Origin of the sequence: Aeromonas sp. s2, from assembly GCF_040907935.1 — a bacterium.
Taxonomy (GTDB): Bacteria; Pseudomonadota; Gammaproteobacteria; order Enterobacterales; family Aeromonadaceae; genus Aeromonas; species Aeromonas dhakensis.
In genome coordinates this window covers 13,422-29,869 of record NZ_JBFOCR010000012.1, presented here as the reverse complement: position 1 = coordinate 29,869, position 16,448 = coordinate 13,422, and the positions used below count along the sequence as shown (strand labels likewise).

14 protein-coding genes are annotated in these 16,448 nt (G+C 58.4%); 9 read left to right on the top strand and 5 right to left on the bottom strand.

The genetic code is table 11. From position 1 onward, the window contains the following. Window positions 1-45 precede the first annotated feature (45 nt). Window positions 46-528, bottom strand: coding sequence for a hypothetical protein (locus AB5Y81_RS09805; protein ID WP_279485516.1), 483 nt, complete (start codon window positions 526-528; stop codon window positions 46-48). A 502-nt stretch (window positions 529-1,030) separates the two neighbouring features. Here AB5Y81_RS09805 and AB5Y81_RS09800 point away from each other — a divergent pair. The 3 genes from AB5Y81_RS09800 to AB5Y81_RS09790 all read left to right on the top strand — a co-directional run bounded on the left by AB5Y81_RS09800 (window position 1,031) and on the right by AB5Y81_RS09790 (window position 3,664). Beyond that, window positions 1,031-2,191 (top strand): glycosyltransferase, encoded by a 1,161-nt coding sequence (locus AB5Y81_RS09800; RefSeq protein WP_123247056.1) that lies wholly within the window; start codon window positions 1,031-1,033, stop codon window positions 2,189-2,191. Window positions 2,192-2,482: 291 nt separating this feature from the next. Beyond that, the gene (locus AB5Y81_RS09795; protein ID WP_017788673.1) at window positions 2,483-2,920 is read left to right on the top strand and encodes a DUF2846 domain-containing protein; all 438 of its coding nucleotides are present in this window, start codon (window positions 2,483-2,485) and stop codon (window positions 2,918-2,920) included. Window positions 2,921-3,133: 213 nt separating this feature from the next. Next, window positions 3,134-3,664: a transposase gene (locus tag AB5Y81_RS09790; protein WP_368146634.1), complete on the top strand. Its 531-nt coding sequence runs from the start codon at window positions 3,134-3,136 to the stop codon at window positions 3,662-3,664. A gap of 156 nt (window positions 3,665-3,820) precedes the next feature. Here AB5Y81_RS09790 and AB5Y81_RS09785 read toward each other — a convergent pair whose 3' ends face one another. From AB5Y81_RS09785 to uvrD, 3 genes are all read right to left on the bottom strand, one after another. Further along, window positions 3,821-4,492, bottom strand: a complete 672-nt coding sequence (locus AB5Y81_RS09785; protein ID WP_279485031.1) for a hypothetical protein — start codon at window positions 4,490-4,492, stop codon at window positions 3,821-3,823. 2 nt (window positions 4,493-4,494) lie between these two features. Beyond that, entirely contained in the window at window positions 4,495-5,643 is a 1,149-nt protein-coding gene (locus tag AB5Y81_RS09780) for an AAA family ATPase (protein ID WP_279485032.1), read from the bottom strand. Between the two features lie 215 nt (window positions 5,644-5,858). Continuing rightward, complete coding sequence (gene uvrD / locus AB5Y81_RS09775; protein WP_279485033.1) at window positions 5,859-8,030, bottom strand: DNA helicase II; 2,172 nt, start codon at window positions 8,028-8,030, stop codon at window positions 5,859-5,861. 432 nt (window positions 8,031-8,462) lie between these two features. On the opposite strand from uvrD, the gene AB5Y81_RS09770 reads away from it, so the two are divergent. From AB5Y81_RS09770 to AB5Y81_RS09755, 4 genes are all read left to right on the top strand, one after another. Beyond that, on the top strand, window positions 8,463-9,461 hold the full coding sequence (locus tag AB5Y81_RS09770; RefSeq protein ID WP_024943029.1) for a BMP family protein: 999 nt from the start codon (window positions 8,463-8,465) through the stop codon (window positions 9,459-9,461). Window positions 9,462-9,544: 83 nt separating this feature from the next. After that, the gene (locus AB5Y81_RS09765; RefSeq protein ID WP_123247053.1) at window positions 9,545-11,125 is read left to right on the top strand and encodes an ABC transporter ATP-binding protein; all 1,581 of its coding nucleotides are present in this window, start codon (window positions 9,545-9,547) and stop codon (window positions 11,123-11,125) included. Window positions 11,126-11,207: 82 nt separating this feature from the next. Beyond that, window positions 11,208-12,323 carry an ABC transporter permease gene (locus AB5Y81_RS09760; RefSeq protein WP_005307647.1) on the top strand — a complete coding sequence of 372 codons (1,116 nt, stop codon included), beginning with the start codon at window positions 11,208-11,210 and terminating at the stop codon, window positions 12,321-12,323. 57 nt (window positions 12,324-12,380) lie between these two features. Then, a complete protein-coding gene (locus AB5Y81_RS09755) occupies window positions 12,381-13,346 on the top strand; it encodes an ABC transporter permease (RefSeq protein WP_024943032.1) in 966 nt (321 codons plus the stop codon). Window positions 13,347-13,406: 60 nt separating this feature from the next. Here AB5Y81_RS09755 and AB5Y81_RS09750 read toward each other — a convergent pair whose 3' ends face one another. Then, the gene (locus AB5Y81_RS09750) at window positions 13,407-14,312 is read right to left on the bottom strand and encodes a LysR substrate-binding domain-containing protein (protein WP_005307641.1); all 906 of its coding nucleotides are present in this window, start codon (window positions 14,310-14,312) and stop codon (window positions 13,407-13,409) included. 119 nt (window positions 14,313-14,431) lie between these two features. On the opposite strand from AB5Y81_RS09750, the gene AB5Y81_RS09745 reads away from it, so the two are divergent. Beyond that, window positions 14,432-15,559, top strand: a complete 1,128-nt coding sequence (locus AB5Y81_RS09745; RefSeq protein WP_017788666.1) for an S-(hydroxymethyl)glutathione dehydrogenase/class III alcohol dehydrogenase — start codon at window positions 14,432-14,434, stop codon at window positions 15,557-15,559. Between the two features lie 49 nt (window positions 15,560-15,608). Next, window positions 15,609-16,445, top strand: a complete 837-nt coding sequence (gene fghA, locus AB5Y81_RS09740) for an S-formylglutathione hydrolase (protein ID WP_279485034.1) — start codon at window positions 15,609-15,611, stop codon at window positions 16,443-16,445. Window positions 16,446-16,448 lie beyond the last annotated feature (3 nt).

The window sequence follows — 16,448 nt, the reverse complement described above, 5'->3', positions numbered from 1 at the left end:
GATTAGCGAAGCGGAATCGGACGATCGCGTCATCGAGCCCTCTGGCTACCGTCCGTCGTCCAGGATGACGCCCCCCGCCTGTGTTGCGGATATATCAGCAAATAGTCGCCTGCCAAGCTGGCGGATCAGCAGCAGCGGCACCAGCAGGGTGAGCAACAGCCAGTGGGTGTGGGGCAGGATAAAGGTCCAGATGATCTCGTGGGGCAGCCAGGTCGACGCGGTTGCCGTCATAAAGGCGATGTCATAGGTCTCCCACAACCAGAGTCCGGCAAAGAGCGGCAACAACAGCGGACGGGGTGTCAGCAAAAACAGCGGCAAGTAAACACAGGCGAGTACGGCGCTGAACTCCAGCATGGCCGGGGTCAGCTCAGCCAAGGTATGACTGGGGGAGAGACCGCTCCATTGGACAGGCGTCCCCTCGGCCAATGCGGGCCACCAGGATGCGTATTGAAACAGGGTAAACGAAATCAGAAACAGCAGGCTGGTCAGCAGCGCCAGCGCCGTTTTTCGCAAAAACCAGCGCCCCATCCGGCGCAGTGTCGGCATCCATGTAGACATCAATGACTCCCATCTGGTGACGGGGCAGTATGCCTTGGCTGGCGGCGTGGTCAAAGCCGCCCTGCAGACTCTCTTGCCTACACCCACACGCTTTTCTGCCTACGAGTTGCAGCCAAGAGCGGCATGTTGGTTCCATTGACCAGGCGTCATCGGGCATATGGGGAGCTAGACGGGTGCCCGCATCTGAAGATGCGTCATTCGTTGACACCCTGCCTGGGTGATTGTTGATTAGATAGCCTCGTGCGAGACTCCTTGTCGCGTTATCCAGGGACAATTGAGACCAGCATGGACAACGTCGCCTTGACGCCCCCTCTGTCCTGACAAGCCGAGAGGCCAGGGCCAAAAACAGGCCCATCCCATGATGGGGCAGCAAAACAGTCATCAGGACATGACGAGGGTACAGGGCTCAATGACATGACGCAGGAGCCTGCATGATCGCCCCCTCTCCATGACCAGACACAGGGGAGCAAACATGAAGGATCAGGCTGCAACCGTACTCTGCTTTGAGCATGTCACCATAGCGAGAGACTGCATGGACACGCTCCAGGCGCTGGGGTTTAACGTGATTCGCATCGCCTATTCTGCCGAGGTGTTTACCAGGCTGCCATTTCTCAATTTTGATTACCTTTTCAGCATCAACTTCAACCCCCTCCTCTCTCAAGCGGCCGAAGCGTTGCGCAAGCCCTACATTGCCTGGGTGGTCGATACACCTTGCTATGGCATGCATCATGACGCCATCTCCAACCCCTTTTCCTTCACGTTTGTCTACGACCTTGCCGTCGCAAGCAGGCTCAAGGAGCGGAGCAATGGCAACGTCTACTACCTGCCGGTCGCCGTCAACGAGCAGCGCCAACTGCCAGCCGAGCCGGGTTATGATCACGATATCTCCTTCATCGCCAACCTGACCCCGCCGGAATACCAGACCCACATCAAGCCACGGCTGGCCCCCGGCCCGCTGCAAACGCTGGAAGAGTTGATTGGGCACATCGATGCGCACCTGAAGGGGCGGCCCCTGACCGCACAACTCACGGAATCTCATATACGGCTTGTGAAAGAGGTGTATCCGCTGAGCGGGCTACCCTACCTGAACGAATATGAAAAACTGGCGTATCTGCTGGGGCGCGAACACTCCTATCGGGAAAGGGTGTCCTGTATCCAGACTCTAGCGGCCCGGTTTGAACGGGTCGCCGTGTATGGAAACCCGGAGTGGGCAACACACACGCAGAGCTATTGCGGATACGCAGAACATTACCAAGCGATGCCACGCCTGTTTCAACGCAGCAGGATCAACCTGAATCTGGTGCGCAGTTTCGTCGAGTCTGGGCTCCCCATGCGGGTGTTTGATATTCTTGGCGCCGGTGGATTCATGGTGACAAACGACAAGGAGGATCTGCATCATCTCTTCACCCCGGGCAAGGATCTGGTGATCTTCCGCGACAAGCAGGACCTGCTGGAGATCTGTGGCTATTACCTGAGCCACGAGGATGAGCGCGCCGCCATCGCCGCCCATGGGCAGCAGACGGTGCTGGCCCACCACACCTATCGAGCGCGCCTGATCAGCTTGTTCCAGACCGTCCAGAGTGAGCTGGCAAGCATGCAACACCCAGGCGTAAAAGCGCATTCAAATAACTGACGGCCCTGTTTGATATCAGACGCTGAGTGGCCATACCCTCTGTCAGCTCGTGCAGGTTCGATCAGCGAGGTGTAATCGAACCTAAGTCCCTGGCCTGCGTAGCGTCAGCATCCATTTAGGCATCAATGACAAGCGGCATGCCGCGGTTCGCTGCACCGCCAAGTGCCGCACCATGCCGGTAAATTGCCGGAATATTGAATCCCGTCACACCGGCGGTGGTTTGAGTAGTTGCCCGGCCACAAAGCCTCATGCGAACCTTTAAATCCCGTTAACCCACTAAAACCAAACACTATGTTCAGGCAAATAATGATGAGTGCTGCCCTGCTGTCGGCGGCGCTGCTTTCCGGTTGTGCTTCCGTTCCCATGGCCGATGCCACCGCAGACGCGCAGGCCAAGCAGTTTGTGGCGCCCAAAGATGCGGCCAACCTCTATATCTATCGCAACGAAACCTTCGGTGCGGCGGTGAAAATGCCGCTGCTGGTGGATGGTATGGCGGTCGGCGACACCGTGGCCCACACCTATATCCTCAAGCAGGTGACGCCAGGCAGTCACACCATCACCTCCAAGTCGGAGAACGATGCCACCCTGACCCTCAGCACCGAGGCGGGCAAAAACTACTACGTCTGGCAGGAGGTCAAGATGGGCCTGCTGATGGCCCGCTCCAAGCTGAGTCAGGTCAGTGAAGAGGAGGGCAAGCAAGGAGTGATGGAGAGCAAGCTGGTCAAGTGACCAGATATTTTCACCTCACAAACAGGGCGTAGCCTTACCAGCTACGCCTCTGTCAGAAAGGTGGGTGTCCCATATTTCCTGTCCGTGTAGGTTCGATTAGCGAAGCGTAATCGGACGATCGCGTAATGGAACATCCGCGTCATCATGGCCTGCAAGCAGATCGAAGTGAGGCAAGGCTATGCTTGGCTTTTCGGTCTCAACAAGGGAAAGAGGATGGCCAACTGGCGGCGGGCATGGTGGCCCGGCGGAACCTGGTTCTTTACCGTCAACCTGCTGGAGCGGTGCAACAACCGGTTGCTGGTGGAGCAGATCGACCTGCTGCGTCACAGCGTTGCCAAGGTGCAGCAGGCTCACTCCTTCGCCATTCACGCCTGGGTGGTATTGCCCGACCATCTCCACTGCATCCTATCTCTGCCGGAAGGGGACACCGATTTCCCCCTGCGTTGGCGGCTGATCAAAAGTCACTTCTCCCGCGCCTTGCCAGTGACCGAGCGGCGCAGCCAGACCCGGCTACGCCACGGAGAGCGGGGTATATGGCAACGCCATTATTGGGAACATCTGATCCGGGATGAGCAGGATTACCGCCACCATATGGATTACATCCATATCAACCCCCTCAAACATGGTCATGTCACCCGGGTGGCCGACTGGCCTTACTCCACCTTCCATCGCTATGTGGCGAGTGGCGTCTATCCGCAGGATTGGTGTGGATCGGTGGATGGGGCGTTGAAGGGATTGGAGTAAACATCTCAAGGGTCATGCCTTTGTGAACGTCCGATTACGCGATCGTCCGATTACGCTTCGCTAATCGAACCTACGGGCTACGGGCTAGATCTGTACAGATGGATATCCCAAATTCCCTTCAAATCCCTGCTAATTGAACCTGCAGCATTGTAAGAATTAGGGATAAGATATTGTTTCCAGATTGTTTAAAAAAATTTTTAGGCTGGAATCAACGTCAGAGATCATCTGCAAAGTCTTCCTTTTCCTAAATGGTTTACTTAATTTATCATACTCTTTAGCGCATTTTTTAGTCGATAGTTTTTTATGGAAACGGAATATGACAGTCTCTAAACTTGCGGCACAATTTAGAGTCTTATCATTTTTTACTTTTTGCTTGTCATTCTCATAGTATTTATATAGCCAGCACTCTATAGAATCTACACAAACTGCAAAAATAATATTTTCTTTATACTTATCATAAAACCCATCGCTACCTGAGTTAATCTGACATATTAATCTGGTAACAATGGCACTTACTAATTCTTCAGAATTTGAAGATGCCGATCTCTTTACGTCAAATCCAATTTCTTCACAAACATCACTATCAACCTGAATAATCAAGAAACTTGTATTTACTACATCATCTCGAAAACGCTTATCTTTTAAATATGAGAACAAAGATGTCCAACTTCCATAGCCTCGAACATCCTCTTCATCTGTTGCATCTTGATGAGGTTGAACAAATATAACCTCCTGTTCGAGATCCTCTATCGTATCAAAAAAGCCACAAAGAACATTCTGTATGGTAACTTGATCGGTTACTCCTTCACCTGCGATACTAAAATCCATAACTAGTTGAATCCTTTAGGTAAACCGCCAAGATAACCACGCAAGAATGCTTCTGAAAACTTTATATTTTCGCCATCAGAAGTCAAAAATTCTTTCTTATCAGGTACATTTTTCACCAAGGTGTATCCTTTGTTACTTCTAGATACAACAAATAGCTTTTGTTGAGGATCTTTAATATCTAGACCATCTAAAATCGCCGGATTATGAGTGGTTAGGAATATTTGCTTGTTATATTTTGAAGATAATTCAACAAGTACTCTCATTATCTTCGTACATAATTTGGGGTTTAAAGATGCATCTATGTTATCAATCGCAAAAACTTTTGGAGTATCCTTAGATACAACTAATGCAACATAAAAAAGAACAAATAAAAAACCTTCGTTAGCACTGCGCTGATCTATTATTGATGATATATACCGATCAGTTATTTCAATTTTATCATTTGATTTGTTTAAGTTGTTGGGAATGGATATATTCCGATACCAACCAAATAAATTCAACGCATTTTTTATATCAGATAGTGCATCAGTATCAGTTTCATTGATAACTTTTAATAGTTTTAAAAGACCAGCGCCATTAACACCAAGAGGCTCTAACTGCCCCTCCTCATAGAAATTTCTTAATGCAGAATTTTCTGGTGAATATATGATAAAATTAGAAAACCAATCCAAGGTTGGTCTTCGTGTTTCTTGCTCGGATAGTCTCCCTGTAATTAATTCAAGAAGGGATTCAAAACCAATTTCCTTTATTTTTTCTCTACCGACTTCTTGAAATATTTTTTGAATCATTTCAGTCTGATAAGGAGACTTATCATAGGTCCACTTTGAATATGGTTCGTTGTCATTTTTTAGTACATATGTAAACTGCTCATCACTGTATTCAGATACTCTAATGGAGACCTCTATGGGACGTTCACAATTAGACGCATCAAAATTAGAACGCATAAGTTTAGCGCTCGTAACTCTTATTCCTCGGCTAGATAAAAAATTGTTGTCTAATTTGTCAGCCTCAGCAGCCGATGCAAGACATAGCGCCTCTAAAACATTACTTTTACCACAGCCATTTTCACCAATAAACAAATTCACCCGACCTAGGTCAAGGTCTAACTTGTGAATGGATTTATAATTTCTTATGCCAATAGCACTTAACATTCAGCACCTTACCTTAATAGTTAATCCAAATGATACACTGCTACTTATGTCATCTTGTCGCACTGTACCATACCTAAACCAACAGGGCACAAGAGTTAGCCAGGCTTTGTAGATGGCAATGAGCTTCTCACTATGCATCTGAGAACGTTACTGACACTCTCCAAAACCACCAGCCCAAGCAGAAGTTTGCAATCCCCTTTTCCTTAGATAGGCAGTTACAGCGCTTCCAATCTGGCATACGCCGTCACCAGCCACTTGGCGCCGACGTCGTCGAACTGGATCTGCACCCGGCTCTGCTGGCCGACCCCTTCGAAGTTGAGCACTATGCCTTCCCCGAATTTTGGATGGAGCACCCGCTGGCCGAGCTTGATGCCGCTGGCGTCGAAGCTCTGCTGCACCTCGTTCTGGCTAAAGCGGCCGTACTGGGTGGGGCGGCTGACCTGGGTGCGCAGCCGGATCTCTTCCAGACACTCGGCGGGCATCTCGCGGATAAAGCGGCTCGGCTTGTGGAACATCTCGCGGCCGTAGATGCGGCGGCTCTCGGCATAACAGATGTAGAGCTTCTCCATGGCGCGGGTCATGCCGACGTAACAGAGGCGGCGCTCCTCTTCCAGGCGGCCCGACTCCTCGGTCGATTGCTGGCTGGGGAACATGCCCTCTTCGACGCCGACCAGCAGCACCAGCGGGAACTCCAGCCCCTTGGCGCTGTGCAAGGTCATCAGCTGCACCGCGTCGGCATACTCGTCCGCCTGATTCTCGCCGGATTCCAGCGCCGCGTGGGCGAGGAAGGCGGAGAGATCGCTCATGTCCTCCAGCTCGTCCGGGCGCTGGTACTGGCGGCAGGCGGTGACCAATTCGTCCAGGTTCTCTACCCGCGCCTGGGATTTCTCGCCTTTTTCCGCCAGATACATGGCCTTGAGGCCGGAGTGCTGGATGGCGATATCCGCCTGCTGGTGCAGCGGCAGCAGGGAGACCTGCTCCTCCAGCGAGTCGATAAGCTCGACGAAGCCGCGCACCGCGTTGCCGGCGCGACCGGTCAGCACCTTGTCATTGAGCAGTGCCTTGGCCGATTGCCACAGGTTCTGCCCCTGATCGCGGGCGTTATTGCGCAGGATTTCGAGGGTGCGATCGCCGATGCCGCGGGTCGGGGTGTTGACCACCCGCTCGAAGCTGGCGTCGTCGCCACGGTTGTTGATAAGCCGCAAATAGGCCATGGCGTCTTTGATTTCCTGGCGCTCGAAGAAGCGCAGGCCGCCGTAGATGCGATAGGGCATGGCGTCCTGCATCAGCGCCTCTTCCAGCACCCGTGACTGGGCGTTGGAGCGATAGAGGATGGCGCAGTCAGCCAAGAGACCGCCCTTCTCTTTCCAGTCCTTGAGACGGCCGACCACGAAGCGGGCCTCGTCCACCTCGTTGAAGGCGGCATAGAGCGAGATCGGCTCCCCCTCGGCCCCCTCGGTCCACAGCTCCTTGCCAAGGCGCTCGGCGTTGTTGGCGATGACGCAGTTGGCGGCCTTGAGGATATTGGCGGTGGAGCGGTAGTTCTGCTCGAGGCGGATGGTCTCGGCCCCCTGATAGTCGGTCAGGAAGCGCTGGATGTTCTCTATCTTGGCGCCGCGCCAGCCGTAGATGGACTGGTCATCGTCGCCGACGATCATCACCTTGCCGCTGTCGCCCGCCAGCATCCGCAGCCAGGCGTACTGGATGCCGTTGGTGTCCTGAAACTCGTCCACCAGGATGTTCTGGAAGCGATCGCGGTAGTGCTCGAGGATGTGGGGCTTGTTCAGCCACAGCTCGTGGGCGCGCAGCAGGAGTTCTGCAAAATCCACCAGCCCGGAGCGATCGCAGGTCTCCTGATAGGTCTTGTAGATCTGCTGATAAGTGCGGGTGACGGGGTCGCCGTAAAGGTCGATGTCGCCGGGGCGCAGCCCCTCGTCCTTCTTGCCGTTGATGTAGCCCATCACGGCGCGCGGGGCCCAGTGCTTCTCGTCGAGGTTGAGGGCCTTGAGCACCCGGCGAATGAGGCGGTACTGGTCGTCGGAGTCGAGGATCTGGAAGTCCTGCGGCAGCCCCGCATCCAGATGGTGGGCCCGCAGCAATCGGTGGGCGATGCCGTGGAAGGTGCCGATCCACATGCCGCGCACGCCGTCGCCGATCACCTTCTCGACCCGGCCGCGCATCTCGGCCGCCGCCTTGTTGGTAAAGGTCACCGCGATGATGGAGAAGGGCGAACAGCGTTCCACCTGCATCAGCCAGGCGATACGGTGCACCAGCACCCGGGTCTTGCCCGAACCGGCACCGGCCAGTACCAGCAGGTTGCAACGGGGGGCCGCCACCGCGTCTCTTTGCTTGTCATTGAGCCCGTCGAGCAGGGTTGAAACGTCCATCACCACTCCTGTTTATTTATACAGGCGGGGATTATACGACCTGCGGCGCCGCAGACCAAATCGGCGTAGGGGTGATCACCACGGCCCGGTTTCTTGTCACCCCGGCCGAGGCGTTCCAACCTAGAAAAATCCATCAGTTGGCACCATTGGAAGCCACTTTTTGGCCGATCTCAGGAAAACGCTTGCTTATAACCTCATGAATACAAACAGAAATGTCATTTGGAACCAATTATTCACAGAATTTAAATCTAAAAACAGGCATCAAAACAACAACTTATAAAGTCATTTGCTTATATTTCAAACCGTTAACGCAAACGTTTTTCCTTTATGATCTCCTTGACCCGTACCACGGCTCACTTACAGTTAGCCGGCGTGCTTTATGGCCTGCCCCGGCAGGTTGTGGACCCTCACATAACAATCAAGGATACGATCGTGACTAAAGTGCTCAAGCTGGCCACCGTTGCCGCCCTCACTCTCGCTGCCCTTTCTGCCCAGGCAGCCTCCCAGCCCGCCGTCATCTACGACACCGCAGGCAAATTCGACAAATCGTTCAACGAAGCCGTGTTCCGCAACGGCGTCGAAGTCTACAACAAGGACAAAGGCGTCAAGGTCAAGGAGTTCGAACCCCAGAACGAAGCCCAGCGCGAGCAGGGTCTGCGTCGTCTGGCCAGCCGTGGCAATGGCCCGATCGTGGCCGTCGGCTTCAACATGGGTTCCGCGGTAGAGAAGGTCGCGACCGAGTTCCCGAAAACCCAGTTCACCATCATCGACATGGTGGTCGACAAGCCGAACGTCCAGTCCGTCATCTTCAAGGAGCATGAAGGTTCCTTCCTGGTGGGCGCCCTGGCGGCCATCGCCTCCAAGAGCGGCAAGGTCGGCTTCGTGGGCGGCATGGACATCCCGCTGATCCGCAAATTCGAGTGCGGCTACGAGCAGGGCGCCAAGTACGTCAATCCGAAGATCGAAGTGTTCCAGAACATGACCGGCTCCACCCCGGCAGCGTTTGCTGACCCGGCCAAGGGTGCGGAACTGGCCAAGTCCCAGTTCGCCAAGGGCGCCGACGTAGTCTATGCCGCCGCCGGCGGTACCGGCATCGGTGTCTACCAGGCCGCCAAGGACGAAGGCAAGCTGGCCATCGGTGTGGACTCCAACCAGAACCACCTGCAACCGGGCACCATGCTGACCTCCATGGTCAAGTCGGTGGGCCTCGCCGCCTACCAGACCTGGGATGACGCCGCCAAGGGCACCTGGAAACCGGGTATCAAGAACCTGGGCCTGGCCGAGGGCGGGGTGGATTGGGCACTCGACAAAGACAACGAGAAGCTGATCACCCCCGAGATGAAAGCCAAGGTGGAGGCCATCAAGGCCGAGATCATCTCCGGCAAGGTCAAGGTGCACGACTATATGAGCGACAGCACCTGCAAATACTGAGTAACCGCTACTACTCTCAACCCAACGACCGGCCCGCACGGGCCGGTTTTTAGTCTCTTTTCATGACCCGCAAGGACTGCATCATGGACCAGACAGATCGCTATGCCATCGAATTAAGGGGTATCGATAAGCGGTTTGGCGAAGTGTACGCCAACAAGCAGATCGACCTTAAGGTTCGTAAAGGCAGCATTCACGGCATCGTCGGCGAAAATGGCGCCGGCAAGTCGACCCTGATGAGCATCATCTACGGTTTCTACCACGCCGACAAAGGCGAGATGTTCATCGACGGCAACCCCTTCAAACCCCATGGCTCACAAGATGCGATCGCCGCAGGCGTGGGCATGGTGCACCAGCACTTCATGCTGGTGAACAACTTCACCGTATTGGAAAACGTCATTCTCGGCGCGGAAAACGGCTGGCATCTGGGCCAGAGCCTGGCGGCGGCCGAAAAACTGCTGGGCGAGCTGGCACGGGACTATGGTCTCGAAGTGCCGCTGCACGAGAAGGTCGAGGATCTGCCGGTGGGCCTGCAACAGCGGGTCGAGATCCTCAAGGCGCTCTATCGTGGCGCCCGCATCCTGATCCTGGACGAGCCGACCGGGGTACTGACCCCGCAAGAGGCGGATCACCTGTTCGAGGTGCTCAAGAAGCTGCGCGACCAAGGCGCCACCATCATCCTCATCACCCACAAGCTGCGCGAGATCCTGGCCATCACGGATCAGGTCTCCATCATGCGCCGGGGTGAAATGGTGGCCCACGTCGCCACCAGGGATACCGACAAGGAGCAGCTGGCCGAACTGATGGTGGGCCGCAAGGTGCGCCTCAAGGTCGACAAGGGGCCGACCCAGCCGGGCGACGCCAAGCTCAAGGTCAATGGCCTCAGCTATGTGGATGACGCCAGGGTGGAGCGGGTCAAATCCGTCAGCTTCGAGGTGCGGGCCGGTGAAGTGGTCGGCATCGCCGGCGTCTCCGGCAACGGCCAGTCCGAGCTGCTCAGCCTGCTCGGCGGCATCCTCAAGCCCAGCAAAGGCAGCTTCACCATCACCGGCAACGGTCAGGCCCACGAGGTGAGCGTGAGCCACCCGGCCGACCCGGAGCGGGTGCGCAACTTCGGCCTCGGTCACGTGCCGGAAGACAGACACAAGATGGGGCTCATCAACCGCTTCGAGGCGAAAGAGGCCTTCATCCTCGGCTATCACCGCCGCCCCCAGTACAACAAGGGCTGGCTGCAGAACAAAGAGGCGATCCTGCAGGATTGCCAGGCCAAGATGGACAAGTGGGACGTGCGCCCGCCCCATCCCGAGCACAAGACCGCCAACTTCTCCGGCGGCAACCAGCAGAAGCTGGTGATCGCCCGGGAAGTGGAGCAGGACCCGGACGTACTGCTGATCGGCCAGCCGACCCGCGGGGTCGACATCGGCGCCATCGAGTACATCCACCAGCAGATCATCGCCATGCGCGACAAGGGCAAGGCCGTGCTGCTGGTCTCGGTGGAGCTGGACGAGATCATGAGCCTCTCTGACCGCATTCTGGTCATCGCCGACGGTCGCATCGTCGGTGAGCTGGATGCCGCCAAGGCGGATGAACGCACCATCGGTCTGATGATGGCGAACATAGTTCCTGACGAGGTGGCGGCAAGCCAATCACAAGGAGCCACATCATGAAGGTCACAGCCACTTGTAACGGATTCGGCCTGCTGATGGTCAACCCCCCCGTCTCCGACCAGATTGCCAAGGAGGCTCGCCCATGAGCCAAGCACGTATCCCTGCCTGGATCTCCGTGGGCGTACTGCCCGCGGTCAACATCCTGCTGGCCTTCCTGGTGTCGGCCATCCTGTTCTACTACCTCGACATCAACCCGGTCGATGCCGCCGAGATCATGTGGTACGGCGCCTTCGGCACCGGTGAAGGGGTCGGTTTCACCCTCTACTACGCGACCGGCTTCATCTTTACCGGTCTGTCGGTGGCGGTGGCCTTCCACGCCGGCCTGTTCAACATCGGTGGCGAGGGGCAGGCCTATATCGGCGGCCTCGGCGTCGGTCTGGTCTGTCTGCTGCTGGGTGACTCCCTGCCGTTCGCCCTGCTGCTGCCGCTGGCCATCATCGCCGGCGGCCTGTTCGGCGCGGCCTGGGCCTTCATCCCGGCCTGGCTGCAAGCCAAGCGCGGCAGCCACATCGTCATCACCACCATCATGTTCAACTTCATCGCCGCCTCCCTGATGGCCTACCTGCTGGTCGAGGTGTTCAAGCCGGCGGGCTCCATGGCCACCGAGAGCAAGGTGTTCGCCGAGGCGAGCTGGCTGCCGAAGATGAGCGAACTGGCGGGGGCATTCGGCATGGAGATGTCGAACAGCCCGCTCAACATCAGCTTCTTCTGGGCACTGCTCTGCGCGGCCCTGGTGTGGGTCTTCATCTGGCATACCCGCTGGGGCTACGAGATCCGCTCGGTCGGCGCCAGTCAGAGTGCGTCCGCCTATGCCGGCATCTCCTATCCCAAGGTGGTGATCCTGGCCATGGTGATCTCCGGCATGCTGTCGGGCTTCTTCGCCCTCAACGTGCTGCAGGGTGAACTGCACCAGATCAAGCTCAACTTCGTGGAAGGGTTCGGCTTCACCGGCATTGCGGTGGCTCTGATGGGGCGCAACCACCCGGTCGGCGTCATCATCGCCAGCCTGCTGTTCGGCTTCCTCTATCAGGGCGGCGCCGAGCTGAGCTTCGAGTTCGGGGTGGACCGCAACATAGTGGTGGTGTTGCAGGGTCTGGTGATCCTGTTCTGTGGCGCCCTCGAGCACATGATGCGTCCGCGCATCGAGCAGCTCTATCTGGCGTTTGCCAACCGCTCTGCGCAAGTCAAGGGGGCCTGATCATGAGTGAAATCAAGATCCTGATGTCGCCGAGCCTGACAGTGAAGGGGTGTCACCATGTTTGAAATTCTGATCCTGATGCTGGATGCCACCATCCGCACCGCGCCACCGCTCATTCTGGCGGCCATGGCCGGCATGTTCTGCGAGCGCTCCGGGGTGGTCAACATCGCCCTGGAGGGCAAACTGCTGGCGGCGGCGTTCGCCAGCGCGGCGGCGGCAGCCGTCTCCGGCTCTGCCTGGATTGGGCTGGGTGCCGGGGTGGGTGTCTCCATCCTGTTTGCCCTGATGCACGGCTTTGCCACCATCACCCACCGCGGTGATCAGGTGGTGAGCGGCATGGCCATCAACATCCTGGCGGCCGGCCTGACCGTCACCCTGGGCCGTTACTGGTTCGATCAGGGAGGCCAGACCCCGGCATTGTCCGGCGCGGCCCGCTTCGCCCCCATCGACCTGCCCTATGCCAAGGAGCTGTATGACGTGCCCGTCGTTGGCCAGCTCTACAGCGAGCTCTTGAGCGGCCACTCCCTGCTGGAGTACGTGGCGTTCGCCGCCGTGCCGCTAGCCTGGTGGGTGCTGTTCCGTACCCGCTTCGGCCTGCGCCTGCGGGCGGTGGGCGAGGCACCGGCTGCGGTCGACACCGCCGGTATCTCGGTGGTGCGCATGCGCTACACCGCGCTCATCATCGGCGGCCTGCTGGCCGGTATCGGCGGCACCTACCTGGCAGTGGCCCAGACAGCCCAGTTCATCCCCAACATGAGCGCAGGCAAGGGCTTCATGGCGCTGGCGGCGCTGGTGTTCGGCAAGTGGCGCCCCTGGAACGCCATGGCGGCCTGCCTGCTGTTCGGCTTCCTCGATGCGGTCGCCATCCGGCTGCAAGGGGTCAGCATCGGCGGTTTCCCGATCCCGGTGCAGGCCATCGAGGCACTGCCCTACATACTGACCGTGTTCCTGCTGGCCGGCTTCATCGGCAAGGCGGTGGCACCCAAGGCGCTCGGCACCCCCTACGTCAAGGAGCGGGAATAGTCCCGCCCTTCATGCCATGCAAAAGGCCCGCACGTGCGGGCCTTTTTTATTGAGCTGAGCTCAGCCGACGGGGCGCACCAGGGCGGGCTGATGGGGATCGCTCAGCCGTTCGGCCAGATAGTCCACCAGCAGCCGCACCTTGGGAGAGAGATGGCGGTTGTGGGGATAGAGGGCCCAGATCCCCTCCGCCGGCGCCCGCAGCTCGGGCAGCAGCTCGATAAGCTCGCCTTGGGCCAGGTGGTCGCTCACGTAGTAGTCCGGCAGCTGGATGATGCCGATCCCCTTGAGCGCCGCATCCAGCAGGGCGTGGCCGCTGTTGCAGTGCAGCAGTCCGTGCACCCGCACGCTGTGGGGGCGGCCATCCAGGGTGAAGTGCCACTCGTCGCTGTTGCCCACCAGGCAGGTGTGGCGGGTGAGCTCGGAGAGGCTGTTGGGCATGCCGTGGCGGGCGGTGTAGGCCGGCGAGGCGCACACATAGGGCACCCGCTGCGCCAGCTTGCGCGCCACCAGGCTGGAGTCCTTGAGGTGGCCGAGCCGCAGCGCCAGATCGTAGCCCTCGTGCACCAGATCCAGCAGCTGGTTGGTGAGGTTGAGGGTCACCTCCAACTGGGGAAAGCGCACCATGAAGTCGTTCACCAGCGGGGCGATGCGGCTCTCGCCGTAGGAGACCGGAGCCGTGATGCGCAGGGTGCCCTGCGGCACCGCCTGATGACGCCCCACCGCCAGCTCCGCCTCGTAGAGGTTGTCCAGCAGCTGGCGGCAGTGGCGATAGTAGATCTCGCCGAGCTCGGTGAGCCGCACCTGACGGGTGGTGCGCAGCAGCAGCTTGGCCTGCAGACGATCCTCCAGCTGTGCCACCTGCCGGCTCACTTGCGCCACCGACACCCCCAGCTTGCGCGCCGCCGGGGTAAACCCCCCCTGCTCCGCCACGCTGACAAATTCACAGATCCCTTCCCAGCCGAACATTATTACCTGTCTGTAAAAGTGATTTCAGATTTCGCCTTATTATCACCAAATAAGCGGGAAACTACACTGGATGTCCGAACCCATTCTCCTCACGCTGCTCAACAATAAGGACATCCGTCATGGCACAGGTTCAAAGCATCAAGTGTAAGGCCGCCATCGCCTGGGGCCCGGGCCAGCCCCTCTCCATCGAAGAAGTCGAAGTCATGCCACCCCAGGCAGGCGAAGTGCGGGTGCGCATCGTCGCCACCGGTGTCTGCCACACCGACGCCTTCACTCTCTCCGGTGAAGATCCGGAAGGGGTTTTCCCCTGCATCCTCGGCCACGAGGGGGGCGGCATCGTCGAATCCGTCGGCGAGGGTGTCACCAGCGTCAAGGTGGGCGATCACGTGATCCCGCTCTACACCCCCGAGTGCGGCGAGTGCAAATTCTGCAAATCCGGCAAGACCAACCTGTGCCAGAAGATCCGCGCCACCCAGGGCAAGGGGCTGATGCCGGACGGCACCACCCGCTTCTCCAAGGATGGCCAGCCCATCTATCACTACATGGGTACCTCCACCTTCAGCGAGTACACGGTACTGCCGGAGATCTCCATCGCCAAGGTGGACCCGGCCGCCCCGCTGGAAGAGGTCTGTCTGCTCGGTTGCGGCGTCACCACCGGCATCGGCGCCGTGATGAACACCGCCAAGGTGAAAGAGGGTGAGAGCGTCGCCATCTTCGGGCTGGGCGGCATCGGCCTCTCCGCGGTGATCGGGGCACGCCTGGCCAAGGCCGGCCGCATCATCGCCATCGACATCAACGAAAGCAAGTTCGAACTGGCCCGCAAGCTGGGCGCCACCGACTGCATCAACCCGAGCGACTATGACAAGCCCATCCAGGAGGTGATCGTCGAGCTCACCGACGGCGGCGTCGACTTCTCCTTCGAGTGCATCGGCAACGTCAAGGTGATGCGCGCGGCGCTGGAGTGCTGCCACAAGGGCTGGGGCGAGTCGGTCATCATCGGCGTGGCCGGCGCCGGCCAGGAGATCAGCACCCGCCCGTTCCAGCTGGTCACCGGCCGGGTATGGCGCGGCAGCGCCTTCGGCGGCGTGCGCGGTCGCAGCGAGCTGCCGAGCTACGTGCAGCGCTACATGCAGGGCGAGTTCAAGCTGGACGACTTCATCACCCACACCATGGGGCTTGAGCAGATCAACGAGGCGTTCGATCTGATGCACGAAGGCAAGAGCATCCGCACCGTCATCCACTACTGAGCATGATCACCCCGCCCGCCACCGTGGGCGGGGTGCAGGAGTTCCCCCGATGAATCTGGACATAATCAGCAGCAACAAGAGCTTCGGCGGCTGGCACAAGCGCTACAGCCACGCCTCCGAGGTGCTGGGTTGCGAGATGCGCTTCGCCATCTATCTGCCGCCCCAGGCCCTCACCGGCCAGAAGGTGCCCGTGGTCTACTGGCTCTCCGGCCTCACCTGCACCGATGAAAACTTCATGCAGAAGGCGGGCGCCCAGCGCATCGCCGCCGAGCTCGGCATCGCCCTGGTGGCGCCGGACACCAGCCCGCGCGGCGAAGAGGTGGCGGACGACCCCGGTTACGATCTCGGCATGGGCGCCGGCTTCTACGTCAACGCCACCCAGCACCCCTGGCGCGATCACTACCAGATGTACGACTACGTCACCCGCGAGCTGCCCGAGCTCATCGAGACCCACTTCCCGGTCTCGACGAAACGGGCCATCAGCGGCCACTCCATGGGTGGCCACGGGGCGCTCATCGCCGCCCTGCGCGAGCCGGGTCGCTACCGCTCGGTGTCGGCCTTCAGCCCCATCAGCCACCCGAGCCGCTGCCCCTGGGGCCAGAAGGCGCTCGGTGCCTACCTCGGCAACAACCCCCTGCTGTGGCAGGAGTGGGACGCCTGCCAGCTGCTGCGCAATGAGTCGGTCAAACCACTGCCGACTCTGGTGGATGTGGGGCTGGACGATCCCTTCCTGATCGAACAACTGCATATCGATGCCCTGGCCGATGTGGCCGCCAGCAAGGAGTGGCCGCTGGAGCTCAACCGCCACCCCGGGTACGATCACAGCTACTACTTCGTGGCGAGCTTTATCGAGGCGCATCTGCGCTTTCACGCCCGCCACCTCTGATCG